This is a genomic window from Spirosoma liriopis (assembly GCF_023196085.1).
Taxonomy (GTDB): Bacteria; Bacteroidota; Bacteroidia; order Cytophagales; family Spirosomataceae; genus Spirosoma; species Spirosoma oryzicola.
In genome coordinates this window covers 1,742,207-1,759,961 of record NZ_JALPRF010000002.1, presented here as the reverse complement: position 1 = coordinate 1,759,961, position 17,755 = coordinate 1,742,207, and the positions used below count along the sequence as shown (strand labels likewise).

Annotated in this window: 10 protein-coding genes; 1 reads left to right on the top strand and 9 read right to left on the bottom strand. The window is 51.1% G+C overall.

The window, feature by feature from the left end:
• Positions 1 to 47: 47 nt before the first annotated feature.
• Entirely contained in the window at positions 48 to 1,499 is a 1,452-nt protein-coding gene (locus tag M0L20_RS16265) for a BNR-4 repeat-containing protein (RefSeq protein WP_248477970.1), read from the bottom strand.
• A gap of 171 nt (positions 1,500 to 1,670) precedes the next feature.
• Between M0L20_RS16265 and M0L20_RS16260 the strand changes: the two genes are divergently transcribed.
• On the top strand, positions 1,671 to 2,438 hold the full coding sequence (locus M0L20_RS16260; protein WP_248477969.1) for a cyclase family protein: 768 nt from the start codon (positions 1,671 to 1,673) through the stop codon (positions 2,436 to 2,438).
• 82 nt (positions 2,439 to 2,520) lie between these two features.
• Here the strand turns inward: M0L20_RS16260 and M0L20_RS16255 are convergent, their stop codons facing one another.
• From M0L20_RS16255 to M0L20_RS16220, 8 genes are all read right to left on the bottom strand, one after another.
• Positions 2,521 to 4,098, bottom strand: coding sequence for a glycosyl hydrolase (locus M0L20_RS16255; protein WP_248477968.1), 1,578 nt, complete (start codon positions 4,096 to 4,098; stop codon positions 2,521 to 2,523).
• 175 nt (positions 4,099 to 4,273) lie between these two features.
• On the bottom strand, positions 4,274 to 5,365 hold the full coding sequence (locus tag M0L20_RS16250) for an IPT/TIG domain-containing protein (RefSeq protein WP_232561964.1): 1,092 nt from the start codon (positions 5,363 to 5,365) through the stop codon (positions 4,274 to 4,276).
• A gap of 43 nt (positions 5,366 to 5,408) precedes the next feature.
• Positions 5,409 to 6,977, bottom strand: a complete 1,569-nt coding sequence (locus tag M0L20_RS16245; protein WP_232561963.1) for a RagB/SusD family nutrient uptake outer membrane protein — start codon at positions 6,975 to 6,977, stop codon at positions 5,409 to 5,411.
• A 76-nt stretch (positions 6,978 to 7,053) separates the two neighbouring features.
• A complete protein-coding gene (locus M0L20_RS16240) occupies positions 7,054 to 10,281 on the bottom strand; it encodes a SusC/RagA family TonB-linked outer membrane protein (RefSeq protein ID WP_248477967.1) in 3,228 nt (1,075 codons plus the stop codon).
• A 93-nt stretch (positions 10,282 to 10,374) separates the two neighbouring features.
• Entirely contained in the window at positions 10,375 to 12,132 is a 1,758-nt protein-coding gene (locus M0L20_RS16235) for a tetratricopeptide repeat-containing sensor histidine kinase (protein ID WP_248477966.1), read from the bottom strand.
• 47 nt (positions 12,133 to 12,179) lie between these two features.
• Positions 12,180 to 12,827 (bottom strand): response regulator transcription factor, encoded by a 648-nt coding sequence (locus tag M0L20_RS16230; RefSeq protein ID WP_248477964.1) that lies wholly within the window; start codon positions 12,825 to 12,827, stop codon positions 12,180 to 12,182.
• Between the two features lie 457 nt (positions 12,828 to 13,284).
• The gene (locus M0L20_RS16225) at positions 13,285 to 15,804 is read right to left on the bottom strand and encodes a glutaminase family protein (RefSeq protein WP_248477962.1); all 2,520 of its coding nucleotides are present in this window, start codon (positions 15,802 to 15,804) and stop codon (positions 13,285 to 13,287) included.
• Between the two features lie 345 nt (positions 15,805 to 16,149).
• Complete coding sequence (locus tag M0L20_RS16220) at positions 16,150 to 17,634, bottom strand: DEAD/DEAH box helicase (RefSeq protein WP_248478098.1); 1,485 nt, start codon at positions 17,632 to 17,634, stop codon at positions 16,150 to 16,152.
• Between the last annotated feature and the right edge of the window lie 121 nt (positions 17,635 to 17,755).

Here is a 17,755-nt window from a genome sequence, read left to right as displayed (position 1 = left end):
AGAAGCACGAAAAGCGGGCATGAGTCCGCTTTTCGTGCTTCTATACCTTACTTCTTTTTGACCGGAATAGGCTTCTCAAGATCGGCTTTCATCACGGCTGGTAACTGAAAAACGTCACCAGCCTGATTGCAGAAATATAGAAACGACGCGGATGGTTGACGAGCATTTCCATCGGCCCAAAATGCGTAAAAATCAGGATGCACGGCAACCGGCCGACGGGGATAGGTTTGATTCCGAACGGTACTGGCCGTAATGGCTTTCGCCGACTTCCAGCTTTTTCCCCCATCGCGGCTTTCCAGCAACACCAGATTGCCACCTGTACCGTAGGGCTGCGGACCAGCTTCGGCGGGACCAATAATTCGCCAGATATTGCCTTCGACATAAAGGGATCCCATATCGTAATTATGGTCCGACTGAGTCACGTCGTAGATACCCCATTGGCTCCCCGTCCAGTGCGCAATGTGCCAGCCGAAGGGCCCGTTGGCAGGACCGGGTTCGGGGCCTTTGCTGGTGATGTACAGAATAATCGGTCGCCCGGCCCCATCATAATTGACATCGCTGATGTACACATTCAGCCCCAGGGATTTATAGTCCTTCACCAAAGCCGGATTATTGACCTCCGCCAATGGCAGTTTAAGCGATTCACCGCCAGCGGTGTGCCAGGTTTTGCCAAAATCGTCCGTTTCGACGTAGTACACATTCGTGCGATAATCCAGTCCAGCGCCAACTTTGGTGTTTGGGTGGTAATTGAAAGCGCTACCCACTTTGTTTTTCCATTGCCCGCTCGTCTGATAGTGCCCTTCTTCGATAATCGCCAGATCCTGCCAGGCCGACCAGGTCGTGCCGTCCGGACTTGTGATAAACGAGATGGTCCGACGGGGTTTATTAGCCCCGTAAACCAGCACATCGCGGTCATAGTGGGTCATCAAATTAAGGAATCCTTGTCCCGGCTGGTAGTAGGTTTGCAGGTACGAAAAGTTGTCGAATGGAATCCGCTGCCCTTTATTGTCAAGACGCGTAGCCGGAATCGACTCGAATTGGCTTATGTCGTATGGCTTACGGCTCCGATGAATAAATGACGGTCGTTCGGTACCATGCGAGGTAGAAAACACCCAGACGTAGCCCTGTTCATCGAGCTGAATAACCGGATTGTCGTGCGCGTCGTCTGTGCCTTTTTTCAGCAGCAGCGTAGGCCGGGAGACCAGCCCCGTTTTGTGATCGTAATAACCAACCATGTGACACAGATCGCGCGAAGACGAATCCGTGACGCCACCGTAGCAGAAAAACGTCCGGTTCACAGCCGACGCATAAACCGAAAAAGGATAGTGATTAGCCGGATACGTCCCCAATCCTCCGCTGTACTTGTAGGCATACTCGTTCTTGGTGGGTCCGATAAAGTACCAGATACCACGGTATCCACTCGCTTTTTGGTTTAGTGTCTGCGCGTAATTCGTGAGCGCTGTAAGCAGGCAAAATACGGTCAGGCTTATACGTATCATTCGGAAAAGAGGTTAAACCAGTACTAGCTTTTATAAAGCGATAGGATCAACCGCTTCTACCCGAACTACGCGGTTACGTCCGTAGTCAGACTACGCGTTTTGGGTGCGCTGTCGCGAACATATTCGGGGGTTATCCTACCTTTATACCATCCATAGCACAGCCCCTTCTTTATGCCGCGCATCATTGACCTTTCCAAACCGATTCGTTACAATTCAAGCGACCCGTGGTTTATGCGGGTTAAAATCAAACACAAACCACACCGTCAGGCCAAATGGCTTATCCGACTGCTGGGCCTCCCCTTTCGCTTATTTCCCAAGGATTTCGTTGGCTGGGCCGACGACACGATTCAGTCGATGGGCGTTCATTCGACTACGCATATCGACGCGCCCTGGCATTACGCTCCTACCGTAGCTGGCCAACCAGCCAAAACAATTGATCAGATACCACTGGACTGGTGTTACGGCGACGGCGTTGTTATCGACATGAGCCACAAAGCGGATTTCGATCCGATCACGGTAGATGACCTACAGCATGCGCTTCAGAAGACGGGCGCAATCCTTAAACCCGCCATGATTGTTTTGATACGTACGGGTCGCGACAAGCTGAACGGTACCAAAGAATTTCCAGAAAAAGGAACCGGCATGAGCCCCGACGCTACACGCTGGCTAATTGATCAGGGCATCAAAGTCATGGGTATCGATCAGTGGGGTTGGGACTTACCGCTTCCGTACATGATTAAACAAGCCAAGCTAAGCGGTGATTCGGAGTTATTCTGGCAGGCTCATCTGGTTGGCCGCGAACAGGAATACTGCCATATGGAGCAGCTTGTCAACCTGGACGCGTTGCCACCCTTTGGTTTTAAAGTTTGTGTTTTTCCACTCAACATCATTGGGGCGTCGGCAGCTCCGGCACGCGTAGTCGCCCTACTGGATGAGTGACGTGTATCAAAACAAAAATGAGCAGGTAACTTTCTACCTGCTCATTAAACAACCAGCTCTCTATTGGTGAGTAAGGTACGTATTAGTCAGAACGACGGTCTGTAGCCGCTTTCTTATCGATGCCTGTAGAATTGGGCTTAATCAAACCGCTGCCCACGCTGACGGGGAGCCGCCAGTTGGGGAGTTCGTCGCGGGTGATGACATCTTCATCCGTAAATAAGGCTTTTAGTCGATCAAGCGGTTGCTTTTTGATGTAATCCGCTCCCGTCCAGACCGACAACCAGGACCATCGGGTGCCAAAGCCGCGCATTTTGCGGGGATCAGGCAGATTGCCTGTTTCTGACAAGGCGACGAGTTTTTTGCCGTTCAACTGCGCCTGCGCACTGGCCCAGTTGCCGCTCATATTTGCCGTTGCATCGGTATAAATATCCAGACCGACCACATCAACGTATTGATCACCAGGATACCAGTCGTTGTTAAACGTGTCGGTGCCCGTATACACCCAAATCAAATTGTGCAACTGATGGTATCTGGTAAGGCGATCATAGACGATCTGCCAGAGTTCTTTGAACGGCCCGGCTCCTTTGGCTCCCCACCAGAACCAGCCGCCGGGTGCTTCGTGCAGCGGTCGCCACAGGACCGGCACATCGGCAGCCTGAAATTTCTTCAACTGCTCGGCAATGGCGTCAATGTCTTTGAGCAGAAGCCCATACCGTTCGCCTTTCTTATCGGCTAGCACCGAAGCTATGTCGAATGTGGAGGCCTCCGTATAAAAACCGCGCCACCATAGCTTATTGGGAGCCTCGTTGATCAGATCGGCAGGCGCGTTCCAGTGCCACAGCAGACTAACAATACCTCTGCCGTCCCCCTTTTTGGCCCAGTCAATCATGGCTTCGCTTGTCCGTAGGGGTTTGACACCCTGCCGAACACGCGTCAGCGAGTAATCCATGAGATCGAACGAACCAATGGCAGGCTCTTTGCCGGTTTTTTCCAGAACGTACTCAATGTCATCCTGCTGGCCCGAGATAACTTTACGGCCGTACTGGTCAATCAAAAATGAGAACAGACCCTTCGTTGATGGCATGGCCTGAACATCGACAAGCTGATTAGGTGGTTTAACGGGTACGATGATCGTGGTCGGCGTCAGTTGAATGTAGTCGACATCGAAAAAACCCCAGCCGCGATAAATCGTAATGGTGTTCAGACCATCGTGTAACAGCACCTTACCGAAATTGCTTGACCCAAAACCAGTTGACGTTTGCCGGAGCTTGCCGCTGCCCTTCTCGTCATTCACCTGAAAGTCAACGCCTTTGTCACCACGGGGAGATGCGTAACCGATGGCTAATTCATACAGACCTGCCGATGCCCTGAACGTCAGGCTTAATTTGGCCGTCGGATTGACGAAACCCGTTACGTAGCCGGTTCCCGAAAAGCCAGGATTGACAGAGGACACATCAACACCAGTCATCTCACCGTGTTCAGCCTCGGCCCGCCCGTTTACCAACGGAACAACACCCAATGATTCGTGGATAGCGTTGCGAGTCGCTGAAACGTTGGCTAGATTCAAACTGGCGGCAGATATAGCCGCATTATCGGCGAAGAATAACAGTAGCAAAAGGATACGCGTTTGCCGGAACAACGTACGTAAACCGCTGGGCATAAACATGAAATAAAAAGGCAAAAGGGTAGCTGGAAAGCTGTAGAATACAACTTCGGCGGTATGTATCAGTAACGGATTCGTAGTGATTCGGGCTGCGAAGTAGGCGAATCAAATGGAAAGGCTTTACAGCATAAGAGGCAAGTTTTACCCTGCCTCTTACCTGTATCGTTTTTATTTATTTAACCAACATGATGTCGTCGAAGTAGAACGTTTCATCCTGGTTATTCGGTCCCTGAATCCGGAACCCTACCTGGCTCAGTTTTTTACCAGCTACCCAAAAATCAATGTCGGAGAGCTTGAGTTTGAAGTACGTCCAGGTTCCGGCTTTCACATCGATCTTATTTTTATCGTTGAAATCGCCAAACCCGCCTTTACCAGCATCCGTTGTCAGGTAGAGCGAATAATCAGCAGATCCGCCTTTGATCCAGCCGGTTACATAGGTGTAATCAGCGGAGTACGCAAGGGCCGATGACCAGTTTGCAAAAGCGATCAGGTGCCAGTTGCCTTTCTGGAAGTTCTTACCAATCGACGCTTTGCCTGACTTAAATTCCTTGGTCGATACGGCAGCCGCGTCGCCCCATGAACCATCCTGAAAACCATCGCCGTAGGCATCGGTAAAAATCTGGTACGACTGGTCGATGTTCACAAATTCCTGCTTGGTGCGAATCCGCCCCGTGCTGTTCACGATGGCCAGCGTGGCGCGGCTCAGTTTAGACGAAGGCATTTTAACAACCAGTTGCTTTTGGTCTTTAGACACAATCGTCACCGGATCGGCAATTCCCCGAACCGAGTCGGAAAGCATCACCGAACTTACATCGCTCAGGTTGTTTCCGGTAAGCGTAATCTCGGTTCCTGCGGAGAAGTTGTAATTCGACACGTCCGAAACCGTCGGATAAGCCAGTGCTTTGAACGGTACGGTCAGCGTTCGTCCGGCGCTGTTGGTAAACACAATGTTCTGGGTACCCCCCACTACTTCGGTCGGTACCCGGAAAATAATGGCGTTGTCGGTATTCAGCGTAGGCTGGAAACCGGCGGCTACGTTCTGCTTGTCGAACATAATGCTGCGTATGTCGCCAAGGCCGGTACCCGTCAGGGTGATAACCGTTCCGCCAGAGGCCGAATCAGGAGAAAGGGCCGTTGCAACCGGGTTACCCGGACCAATCTGCGGGCTTCCGTCGGTATCTTTTTCGCAGGAACTAATCACAAAACCGGTCAGCACCGTTAGGAAAGACAAGCCTGCTATTCGATTGAATCTATTGATTTTCATTTGATTATTTCGTTGGTATCAGCTACGTGAGACGTTGACCGAATTACTTGTAGTACGGAACAGGCTCTTTACTCAGCTCTGGGTCCTGTACGATTTCGCCGGCAGGGATTGGCAAATACATCTTGTCTTCCGTGAAGTTGGTGATGTAGTTGGCCCCGGTAACGGTGCCCCTGTTCTGTTTTTCGATCATCGCTTTTGCCTTTGCAAATCCCTGACGCTGAATGTCGTACCAGTAATCACCTTCGAACGCAAACTCAACCCGGCGCTCGTGCAAAATATCGTCCAGTGTAAACGACGTTCTGGGCGATAAGCCCGCGCGGGTCCGTACTTTATTCAACGCGTCAAGTGCTTTCGCATCACTCGTTGACTGCCCACCTGCCAGCGTCGCTTCGGCGTAAATCAGCAGGACGTCGGCGTAACGCAGCAGCACAACATTATTGCCCGAATTCTGGCCAAGCACCGGATCTCCGCCAAAGCTCTTACCGGGACCAGCAAAGTACTTGGCGATGTTGGAGCGGGTAGCGTTCAGGATACCACCGTCTTCGGTTGGTTGCAGCGTGTCGTATTTAAACCCATTCGCCATAAACGCATTATACTTCGGCGCGTTGACACGCTGGGGCTTCCAGTTTGGGTTCGTCCAGCCGTGTTCCATCACCGACCATTTCCGACGCAGATCACCGAACTCGTACTCTTTCAGGATATCAAGCGATGGAACGTACATTTCCCACGCATCCGCTTCGGCCGTGCGAAGGTTTCCCGCACCCCGGTCGGCATTCTTCAGGTTACCGGTTCCCCAGGGATCACCCGACAACTGATGCTGAATCGAAAAAAGCGACTCCGCGTTGTTGTTCATGCTCATTTTGGTAAACATGCCGTTGTAATCGCTCACCAGGCTGTATCGACCTGAATTGATTACCTCTTCGGCCTTTGCTTTCGCGTTCGCGTAATCTTTGCTGTAGAGATACAGCTTCGCCATCATTCCCTTCGCCGAATACTTCGTCAACCGTCCGGCAGCATCAGATTCGGGCAAGCTTGCTTCGGCTAGTTTCAATTCTTCCAGCGCGAACCGAAGCACGTCTTTTTGCAGATAACGCGGGATATTGAAGTTACCCGACAAGGCGGTTTCGCCCGGATCGGTAATGATCGGAGCCGCTCCCCAGGTGCGGGCGATGTAGAAATAAACGGCACCCCGAATAAAGTGGCATTCCGCAATGGCGGGGTCCAGGTAAGCCGCGCCACCACCCGCTGCTTTCTTTTCTTCGAACGTTTTGATCATTACGTTAGCGTAGCCAATGATCTTGTAAAACGCACTCCAGGCGGCTCCAACCCGTTCGGAAGCTCCAGAAACGGTGAAGTTCAGGTATTCGACGTCGGTGTAGGTAAACATGTTACCCGCCATCACGTCGCCAATCGCATCCTGCGCCCGGCTCTCGTAGTTACGCCAGGGCAAGCCGCTATACAGCGTACTAGTCGCCGACCGTACCTCGTCGGCATTGTTGTAATAATTTCCGGTTGTGGTGCCTGACAGCGAAGGTCGATCAATGAAGTCTTTCGAACACGAAGACAACAAAGCGGCCGGAAGCATCAGGGCATATAATGGCTTTAGTTTCATAATCTTGTATTGAGTGGTTGGGTGAATGAACGATTGAGTGGCATTGTTCGCTCAACCGTTCATTCACCAACGAATGTTAGAATTGCAGATTGGCACCTACGGTAAACGTGCGTGGGTTTGGATAGTGGCCCGTATCTACGTTCATCAGTTTGATGCTGTTGTTAAACGCACCGATCTCTGGATCGTAGCCCGAATACTTGGTGAATGTTTTCAGGTTCTGAATCGAACCGTAGACGCGCAGATTAGACACCTTCACTTTGTTCAATAAGTTTTTCGGCAGCCGGTAGCCCAGCGTAATATTCTGAATACGAGCGTACGACGCGTCTTCCACGTAGCGATCCGACATCGCTATGTTGTTTTTGTTGGTGTTCGTGAAGCGCGGCAGCGACCCGTTCGGGTTCGACTCAGTATAGCGATCCGTCACCGTTTTCAGCTGGTTGGTATAGGCGTTGTTTAGTCCTTCCAACTGCCAGCGCAGGAAGTTGAACGCTTTGGCCCCCTGGCTACCCTGGAAGAACAACGAGAAATCGAAATCACCGTAGTTCAAAGTGTTGGTGAAGCCCCAGGTGAATTTCGGCAGCGGGCTACCGATGAAGGTAAGATCCTGCGCGTCAATTTTCCCATCGCCGTTGATGTCTTTGTAGCGAATGTCGCCCAGCCAGGTTTCGTTGGTGTTTACTTTATACCCGAACTGAGGAAGGCTGGCGTCCAGATCCGCCTGCGTACGGAACAAACCGTCCGTTACCAATCCCCAGAATGAACCTACCGGACGGCCCGGTGTGGTGTGCGTAACCAGGTAGTTGTTGTAATACACTTTCCCATCGAGCGCAGAAGCGGCACTAGCGGCTTTTTCGTAGCGGTTGGTGAACTGCGTAAATACGACGTTCGACTTCCAGCTGAAATTGCCTTTCTTGATGTTCGTAGTCGTCAGACCAATATCAACTCCGGTATTGGTCATCTGACCAGCGTTGCCCAGCGGTGCTTTGAGATCGTCCCACTGGTCGCCCACGCCGATCAGGTTAGGCCCCGTCAGGAAGATAATCATGTCGGAGGTTACTTTCCGGTACACATCGATCGTCGCGTCGACCCGGCCATTCAGGAAGCCCAGATCAACACCGGCGTTGGCCGTTTTTACCGACTCCCATTTCAGATTTGGGTTTGGAATCCCGTTAATCATGTTCGATGAGCCGAAACCGACCGGACCCGAGAAAAACTGCACAGCTCCTACGTAAGCCGGGTTTGGCGCCCCACCGGGGAAGTTCTGGTTACCTACGATCCCGTAGCCTAGGCGAAGTTTTGCGTAGCTCAGCACTTTCGAAATGTCGCCTTTCATGAATTTCTCGTTCGAAAGGGTCCAGCCAGCCGACACACCGGGGAAATAACCCCACCGATTGTTCGGACCGAAGTTTGACGAACCATCGGCGCGGAAACTAGCCGACAGCGAGAAGCGATCATCGTAGGTATAATTAGCCCGGGCAAAATACGATTCCATTGCCCACTGGCCTTTACCACCACCTAAGCCCCAGGTAGTCTGGTCAGCGCTACCGGTGTTCAGGTCAAAGATGTTGGCCTGCAAATCGACTTTGGTACCTGAAATCGACTGGTAGTACGAGTTTTGCGCCTGATGGCCCAACGTTGCCTGAAAACCGTGTTTGTTGATGTACTTGTTATAGTTCAGGTAATTGGTGATCGAGTAGTAATAGCTGTCCGACCGCGAATCAATCAGTTTACTCCGGAACGATGTGCCCCCTACGTTTCCGGCTTTCTGGAACGCCACGTTGTTGTCCTGCCCCAACGAATACGACAGCTCATTCCGCAACGACAGATCCTTGGTTAGTTGCAGTTCAGCGTACAGACTACCGAAAACAGTATTCGTCGTTTTGGTATTGCCCCGGTACTGGCTGTTGCCCACCAGGTTAGCGTTGTTGTATTGGACACCACCGACGGTTTGACCACCGCCCCAGGAGCCATCCAGATTTTTGACGGGAATCAGAGGGCTGGTCGATGCGCCCCACCAGATGGTCCCTTCGGCGGCATCGGCCAGCGAGACGTTCTGAATGCTGCGCGAGACGTTGGCACTCAAGCCGACTTTAACCCAGTTTTTCAACTGCGTGTCCAGGCTGAAACGTGATGCGTACCGTTTGAAATCCGAACCAAGCAGAATCCCTTTGTTGTCGAAGTAGTTCAGTGACAGGTAGTACGTCGTCTTGTCGCGGCCACCCGAAAAGCTTAGCTGGTGGTTGTTGATCGCTCCGCGCTGGAACATAGCTTCCTGCCAATCCGTACCCGTTCCTAGCAAATCGGGATTCTTGAATTCGTCAGCGACCGGATTCCCGATAATCGGCAGCACTTCATTTTGATAGCGGGCAAAATCGCGCAGGTTCATCAGATCCATCCGACGCGCTACTTCCGAAACGCCCGTGTACATTTCGTAGTTGATCTTACCTTCGCCCTGCTTACCTTTTTTGGTCGTAACCAGAATAACCCCGTTGGCCGCCTGAGAACCGTAGATGGCCTGCGCCGACGCATCTTTCAACACGTCGATGGATTCGATGTCGTTCGGGTTCAGCATCGCCATGACGCTGTTGCCGGTTTGTCCATCGCCACCGCCCAGACCCGCATAGCCCGAACTCGCCGAGGTGTTCCCATTGACAAAAGGCACCCCGTCGATTACAAACAAGGGGTCGTTGCTGTTGATGGACGTAACACCACGTACTTTAACCGATACACCACCGCCGGGCTGTCCGCCGTTGCTGGTTACGGTTACACCAGCCGCTTTGCCCTGGAGAAGTTGGTCAACACCAGCCGCCGGAATATCTTTTAGCTCAGCCGCTTTGACCGTTGTGATGGACGATGTAACGTCCGACCGTTTTGCCGTACCATACCCGATCACCACGACTTCGTCTAGCGACTGATCGCCGGTTGCCAGTGTAATGTTCAGCGTCGTGCGCGTGCCGACTTCAACTTCCTGCGTTTTCATCCCGATAAACGAGAAAACCAGTACTTTGGAACCAGCGGGCATATTGATCGAGAAACGCCCTTCTGCGTCGGTTGTGGTACCAAGCTGCGTACCTTTCACTGACACAGTTGCACCGGGTAACGTATTGCCTTTTTCGTCCGAAACGACCCCTTTGATGAGCGCCTTTACGTCCGATGCGTTGTTGATGCCCGCTTTGGCATCTTTGGTAGTAGCCAGAACAGATCGATTTTTGTCGAGGGCCATTCTGCTGATGGTTCGGTCTTGAGCAGAGACAGTAAGCCAACTACTCAGGACGAACACGCCTGAAAGCACATGTTTGATCATACGAAAAGTTAAATGGAACTAAGGATGTAGACGTAGTAGGTTAAATGCCTGCATTATGCCATCCCTGAACAGTTTTACAGTTAATTGGAAGATTTACGCACTGGATAGTATTGGTTGAGCTTGTCTATGAACGGGCAGCGAAATCATCACAGAGGTTCCTTTACCGGGCTCACTCTGCCACATAACCTGCCCACCGAGGTACGCTATACGCGATTTGATATTGGCGATGCCATTGCCTTTTAATGGGGTATTTTCAAAGTCTCCACCCTGCCCGTCGTCATCAACACTGATCAGCGTTGTTTCATCACTGGCCATGAGTTGCACCGTAATAGTCTGCGCACTGGCGTGTTTGAGCGCATTGTTCAGCAACTCCTGCACGACCCGGTAGATCATAACCGAGGCTTCATCATCCAGCGCGGGTACTTCGCCGTAATGTTCCAGCACGAGCTTGGTCTGATTGACAAGGTTTAACTTTTGAACCAGATCTTCTAGCGCCGGAATCAGACCAAACGTAGACAAGGCATACGGACGGAGATCATTGGATATTAATCGAGTTTCGGTACAGGCTTCATCTAAAAACTGGTTTAACGGCTCCTTAACGGACAAGGGTAACTGCTCCTGGTGCGCTTCGACAAACAACTTGATACGAGACAACTGAATACCCAGACCATCGTGCAAGTCACGGGCAATACGACTGCGTTCCCCCTCCTGCCCTTCGATCATTGCCCGCAGCGATTTCAATTCCAGCTGGCGAATCTGCTGCTGCGCAATAACGGTTTGCTGGTGGGCAATCAACTTTTGCTGACGACGCAGATAGATCAAGGCACCAACACCTAATACACTGATTAGTAGCCCAACCGCCAGCATTGAATTGAGAACCCGCTGATGCTGGCTCTGCTGTTCCGCCAATTGTTTTTCTACGGCCAATGTTTTGATCTGACTGTCCAACTCCTGCAAACGAATGCTTTTCGTTTGTTCGGATGAATAAAACTGATGCTCAAAATCAAGCGCTTTTAAGGAAGCTTCATAGGCGTTTTTGTAATCCCCGATGCGTGAGTAACTGTCTGCCGTATGCCGCGACAACTCCCGAAGCATGGCTATGTTGTTTTCGGTCCTGGCGATTTTAAAACTTCTCTGGTACGCTTCAATCGCTTCTTTCGATTGATCTCTGAACTGTTTGACAAGGCCCAGATAAAAATGATCTAAGGCTATCAACCAGTTAATTTTCAATCGTGTCGATAACACCAAACTTTTACTGGCGAAATAGTCAGCGGAGTCGGGTTGCTTCAACCGTGAGTACGTGTTCGCCAGCAAGTTTTGCGCATAGGCCTGCGAGTATGCCTGTTTGTACTGAACACTTAACCGTTCGGCTTCGCGCAATTGTGTAATCAGGTTACGTGGTATCGGATTTTTGTTCTGAGCGATGTTGGCAAGCCCCAGTCTGCACTCGATGACTTTAGGCATGTTGTGGGTTCGCTCAAAATAGGACTGCGCTTTCCGCAGGTATTTATCGGCGTACGGCTGCATGAAATAATCATGGGTGTAGTAATCGCCAATGACAATGTGCTCGTTGTAGTAACCTAATGAATCGTCGGCTAAGCTGTAGTATTTCAGGCTATTGAAGTACGAATCGATTGTGTACTTGTTGTATCCGTACCGTTGATGGTACTGCCACCCCAATTGCTCGTACGACTTGGCAACCTGCTCATAGTTTTTATCGTTGACCTGGCGCTTGATCTGGTTTTTCAAACTGTCAATCGACGCCGATTCCGACACAGCCTTAACCGGCTGGAAGCGGCCACTTACTCCAACGAGCAACAAAGCCGCAATCCACCAAAAAGGAAGTATCAAGCGCGTAAAATGAACCTTCATTAATCTATTTCGACAACCAGCAGCTATTAATCAATGTATTGCATTTCCATAGCAGTCTTAATGAGCAGGGCTGTATTGGGTACGCCAAACTTCATTAGTAAACTACTCCGGTGAAATTCGACGGCTTTCGCGCTGACAAACAGTTGAGTAGCCATTTGCTGGGTCGTCATTCCCTGTGCCATCAGGGCGAGCACTTCCGATTCGCGGGGTGTCAGATTAGGCTTTATACCCACCCCAGCGGTTGACTTGCGCGCCTTTGGACTATCGTTTAGCAGAATGTGCGTTATGGTATCGTTGAAATATTGCCTCTCCTGATGAACCGTCTGAATGGCCTGTAATAACTCCGTCTTGGTTGTATTCTTCAACAGATAACCCTTAGCTCCTTTTTTAACAACCCGCTTAATAAGGCTAGCATCGTCGTGCATGGTTAGCGCCACAACTTTTGTATTCGGATAGGTACGCGTTATGTGTTCACACAAACCCAGGCCATCTTCTATCTGCGGAAACGAAATGTCTAATAAAACGACGTCGATTGGTGTCAGGATCAGCCGTTCGATAACCGACTGCACGGTGTAGCATCGCTCTGTCACCGCTATATCCGGCGAACCCGAAACAAGCGATTCGATGCCCTCAACAAACACGTTATGATCATCAGCGATAAGTACTCGTATCATTAATTTTTTTGTGTACTAGTAGACGCAAAGGAAAACAGCTATGTGTAGTTTGATTCGTATTGCTGACCTATTAAAAATGATAGTACCGTTCCTCCTCTCAGCAACAAATAGAACTTTGTTTATCAAAAGTAGGATTAACGCCCGGCGTAGAGAATAGTAAAAACCCAACTGTTTAGAAATATAGGGTTTACCCTATACTCTTTTTTTCATCACTAAAATTAACAATAATATAATTTAAGTCCAACTTATACGTGCATTATTTAAGCGTCAATTGTGATCTATATTGTTAGAATTATAATTTCCTAAACGAATTTTACCGTAGATTACTGATCAAAAAGGGGGTTAACAAAACAAGCATTTGTTTTGTTAACCCCCTTTTATCCGCATTTGACTTTTGTCCTTAAGCACAGCCCGCCACCAAGCTTAGGTTTCGCCCGGACTCCAATCCGTTACCTCGCTACTTCTTGCTCTTTAAGCGATCTTCCAGCAGTTTGATATAATATCCGCCAACGACTGAGCGAGCCTGAAAACCAACCTGCTTGGCATCGGTCGTTTCGTGCCAGTCGGAAAGGGGTACGCGCGACGGCGTTTCGTTGGCAAATTTCCAGATTGGTTTAATTAACGCCTGGAAATCCTGGTCGGAATCAGCCAGCGTAGCCGTCCACATAATCCAGTCCGATTTGGTATAGGTTTTGCGACTGTCGAGTGGCAATCCGTACGTGTTCTGGTGCTTCAGGTAGAAGGCAATTTCTTTCTGCGCTACCTCAGCCGGGAAAACGTTTAAGTCTAGAAGTTTATCCCAGACGATGTTGTACTTCTGGCTCCAGCTTCCGGGCGTTTTGTCGAACGTGAGCGCATAGTGATCTCCCTCCCCATCGAGTTGCATCCATTTACGGGCCAGCTCACGCGCCAGAGTAAAATGTTCATCCGCTGTTTTCTGGTCGCCCATCATCTGCGCCATTTTCGCGTAACAGGCAATGCCCACAATCGCTTTTGCCGATAAATTAGCGTTACGGGCCAGATGCCCCGCAAAGTCATCAGTACAGAGCTGATTGGTTGGATCGAAGCCATCGCGCTTCAGGAACCCGGCCCATTTGGTCAGCGTCGGCCAATGCTCGCGAGCAAAATCAGGCTTACCGTCGATCTGAGCGACAGCGGCTGTTATAATCATCATATTGCCCGCTTCTTCGACCGGCATGTCTTCGCCGTATGTCTGTCCGTTCGCCAGTGGGTACGTTCCAACGTCATGCGCCGGAAAATCTTTTTTCCACCGACCCGATTCGCTGTAATCGAAAATAAAGCGTAGTAATCCCTTGGCCAGTTCGTTGTTATACAACAGGAATAGCGGAGCCGACGGGTACGTTATATCCACCGTACCAATTGAGCCGTTCGAGAAATTCTCCTTCGAGAAAAACAGCACGGGAGCCTCCTTGCCCGCAGCACTTGGACCAGCCACAATCTTATGAGCCGCTATAGCCTGACGATACGCCAGAACGCACAAATCCGCGTACTCTTTTCCGCCCGCTTTTTCGGCATCAGCCCGTACTTTGGCGTCAAAATCCGTGCATTTCTTCTGTAGTCTGTCGTAGTCTTTCTCTGCCGTTTGCAGCAGATCCGGCATCGTTGTCTTCCCATCCCGACGCCACCAGGCCCGTAGGTTTTGACCAAAATACTGCACTGAATACAGATCGTCGTAGGCCAGCATCAGGTGCTTTGCCGTTGCCTGCTTCACGTTGCCCAGATCGAGCACGGCGGCCATTGCCATCGTTTGTGCCGGTTCGGCTCCGGCTTTAGAGGTTGCAGTCGGCAGTTGTCCATTCGCCGTAAAGGCCTGCTTCATTGCGGTGGCTTCACCCGATGCGGTTCGGCTACCCGTCGATGCCTGTGGTAGGGCCAGGTACGCGTATCCCCAGTCAATACGGATGTTATCGCCTTTTTTCTGTAGTACCGGCTGTTCCTGAGTGCCGACCATCTGATACGTTACCCCCGACGTCTGTCCAGCCTTCGCCGTGACCGTCTGCCCGGCATTGTTCGTCGCGATCATCGCCGATTCACTGAAAAGAACCTGCACCGAATGAGGCTTACCGTCGCTCGATTTCGCCGTAAACGTAACGTAAGTCACCGGGCGGGCGGCAACGTCAAGTTCATCCAAGAGCAGGGGCGACAGAAAGTTGACCGTCAGTCCAACCGGACCCGCCGTAAAGGTGTACTCGGTTTGGGTGGCCGACACGTTGACAGCCGTTTGCGTAGCCGTCGTTATCGCCGATGACGTTATCAGGTTGACAATACCGACATCAATAAACGATCCACCGCGTGGACTGACACAATGGACCGCCAGCACGTTTTTACCCGTTTTTAGCGCCTTCTGCCCTTCTGCCGACAACGGCAACAGAACGTATTCACTTACGTAATCCGCCTTAGACAGAATTTTTGTGCCGTTCAGGTAAATGTCAACATCATCGTCGTGGTTGAGCGATAGCAGCAGCTTGGCGGGATTCGCTTTCCCATCGTAGGTAAACTCACGGCGAACGTAGATACCATCCTTCATCGTGTCGCTATTGACCCACCGGGTTTTTGCTTCGGGCGTGTCACCGAACGGACCTAGTGCCGATGTCCAGCCTTTCGCGTCAAAATCGGGCTTTTCCCAACCTGATCCCGGATTTTTGGTCGTGTATAAAGCCGTGTACGGTTTTAGTTCGCCGGTTGGCAGAATGGCTTGGTAGGTGGTTGGAACAGCTCCCAGAAACTGGTATACCTTACCATCAACCCGAATAATACCTTGGAGGGATTGCGGCTTACCGGTCCAGTGGCGCGTGGGCGAATCCGTCAGTTTGTCGGTGTTACTCCATACGCTGAAGTAAGGATCGTGCGTTACCAGCGGGTAAGCAGGTGGCCGCAGCGACTGGGCCTGTGCTCCGTTGATAAGCAGGGAAGCAATTACAGCACAGGTTGAGCGGAATAGATTGTTGGCTTGCATTAACAATAAATGGTTTTACCCTAAGTGGGACTGTCGGAACGTGTAAATCATTGCTGAATTGCTCTTTTAGGTGATCCGTTGAACAAGCGGCTCTTGGAGCGTTAACCCCATATCTAGCTTTGCTCATTGCGTATCGGCGATTGATTTACTGCGCTAATTTCGGTAGGAAGATCTTACCTTCTCCGGTCTAAACCTTACCAGCCTGTTAGTATTCGTGATAACCCGTTCTGCTCGCAACGTTTGGTACGCGGTAAACCTGTTGTAAGCGGTTCACTACTAGCCTGAAGTGCACAAAAAAAGCAGAGAGTAATCTCCCTGCTTATCTGCATTCAGTATCTTTATTACTTATTCTACGGTCGAAACAGGAGCCGTAGACTGCGCTGTGCCCTCCGGTTTTTCACCTTTCGGTCCACGCCGACGTTTTTTGCGTCGTTTGGGTTTATCAGCGGCCTGTCCTTCAGCAACAACCGGGGATACCGATTCAGTAGCTTCAGCCGAAAGATTCGTTGATGGATCACCGGCTGGGGCAACGGGACGAGGCTTGGGCTTTCTACGGGGCGGCTTCGCCGTTTTGTCAGCGGGCTGGTCGCCTACTGGTGTAGCGATGGCCTCAGACGGTTGCTGCGCATCCCGGCTTCTGGCGTGATTATTTTTTCGACCCGACTTATTGTTACGGCTACTTCCGCGACCACCATCGCCCCGATGGTCTCTTCCACCAAATCGCCGAGGCTCAAATAGGGGTGATTTACCCATACCCAATTCCTCCGTGATCGATCGTTTTTCAACTTCCCGCTCAATGAGCTTTTCAATACTGACAATCCGCTTCTGCTCCTGATCACTGATGAATGTGATCGCCGTGCCTGTTGTAGCCGCCCGCGCTGTCCGGCCAATCCGGTGCACATAATCTTCGGCATCACGGGGAATGTCGTAATTAACTACGTGCGTCAGGTTATCAATATCGATACCCCGCGACAACACATCGGTAGCCACCAGAATCGGAAACGCCTTATTTTTGAAATCGCGCAGGACAATTTCGCGTTCATCCTGATCCAGATCCGAGCTGATGCCCCGCGACTCGTAGCCGAGCTTACTCAACGCCCGAACAATGCCGTTTACTTCGGACTTGCGCGAAGTAAACAGAACCATGCTCTGCACGGGCGTCACGCTGTTCTTGATCAGGTGCGCCAACAAGGGTAGTTTCTGGTTATCATACGCCATGTAAAACTGCTGATCGATGCCCGCGGCTGGCTTGGAGACAGCCAATCGAATCTCTTCGGGATCTTTCAGAATGCGCTGCGAAAACTCCCGAATCTTGTTAGGCATCGTCGCCGAGAAAAGCAACGTCTGCCGCTTGGTCGGTAGTTTATTGACAATGTTCAGAATATCGTCCGAGAAGCCCATGTCCAGCATTTTATCGGCTTCATCCAGCACCAGATAATCTATTTTGTCAAAGCTGACGTAGCCGAGCTGCATGTGCGCAATCAGACGACCCGGCGTGGCAATGATGATGTCGGCACCCGTTTCGAGGGCTTTGCGCTGTTTATCCCAGTCGTCGCCCTTTCCTCCGCCGTAGATCGCCGTGCTGTTGACCTGAACGAAGTAACCAAAACCTTCGACCTGCTCGTCGATCTGCTTGGCCAGTTCACGGGTAGGCACCAGAATAAGCGTGCTCGTATGATCGTGCTCCGCGTGAGAAATCCGGTCGAGGAGCGGGATTAAGTAAGCCGCTGTTTTGCCGGTACCCGTCTGCGCACTGGCGATGAGGTCCTGCCCCGCAAGGATTTTTGGGATGGCCATTTCCTGGATGGGCGTGGCCTGTAAGTAGTTCATAGCATCCACGCCGGCCAACAGGTCGTCGTGAAGATTAAATTCCTGAAATGTCAAGGTACAGCTCGTGAAGGTGAAAAACAGCTGACCTTGCGTTCCCGGTCAGCAAACCGCTTGATTTGTA

Coding starts and splice junctions, on each gene's coding strand:
- M0L20_RS16230 (WP_248477964.1), bottom strand. CDS start 12,827: ATGATACGAGTACTTATCGCTGATGATCATAACGTGTTTGTTGAGGGC.
- M0L20_RS16255 (WP_248477968.1), bottom strand. CDS start 4,098: ATGCCCAGCGGTTTACGTACGTTGTTCCGGCAAACGCGTATCCTTTTG.
- M0L20_RS16260 (WP_248477969.1), top strand. CDS start 1,671: ATGCCGCGCATCATTGACCTTTCCAAACCGATTCGTTACAATTCAAGC.
- M0L20_RS16240 (WP_248477967.1), bottom strand. CDS start 10,281: ATGATCAAACATGTGCTTTCAGGCGTGTTCGTCCTGAGTAGTTGGCTT.
- M0L20_RS16220 (WP_248478098.1), bottom strand. CDS start 17,634: ATGAACTACTTACAGGCCACGCCCATCCAGGAAATGGCCATCCCAAAA.
- M0L20_RS16245 (WP_232561963.1), bottom strand. CDS start 6,977: ATGAAACTAAAGCCATTATATGCCCTGATGCTTCCGGCCGCTTTGTTG.
- M0L20_RS16250 (WP_232561964.1), bottom strand. CDS start 5,365: ATGAAAATCAATAGATTCAATCGAATAGCAGGCTTGTCTTTCCTAACG.
- M0L20_RS16225 (WP_248477962.1), bottom strand. CDS start 15,804: ATGCAAGCCAACAATCTATTCCGCTCAACCTGTGCTGTAATTGCTTCC.
- M0L20_RS16265 (WP_248477970.1), bottom strand. CDS start 1,499: ATGATACGTATAAGCCTGACCGTATTTTGCCTGCTTACAGCGCTCACG.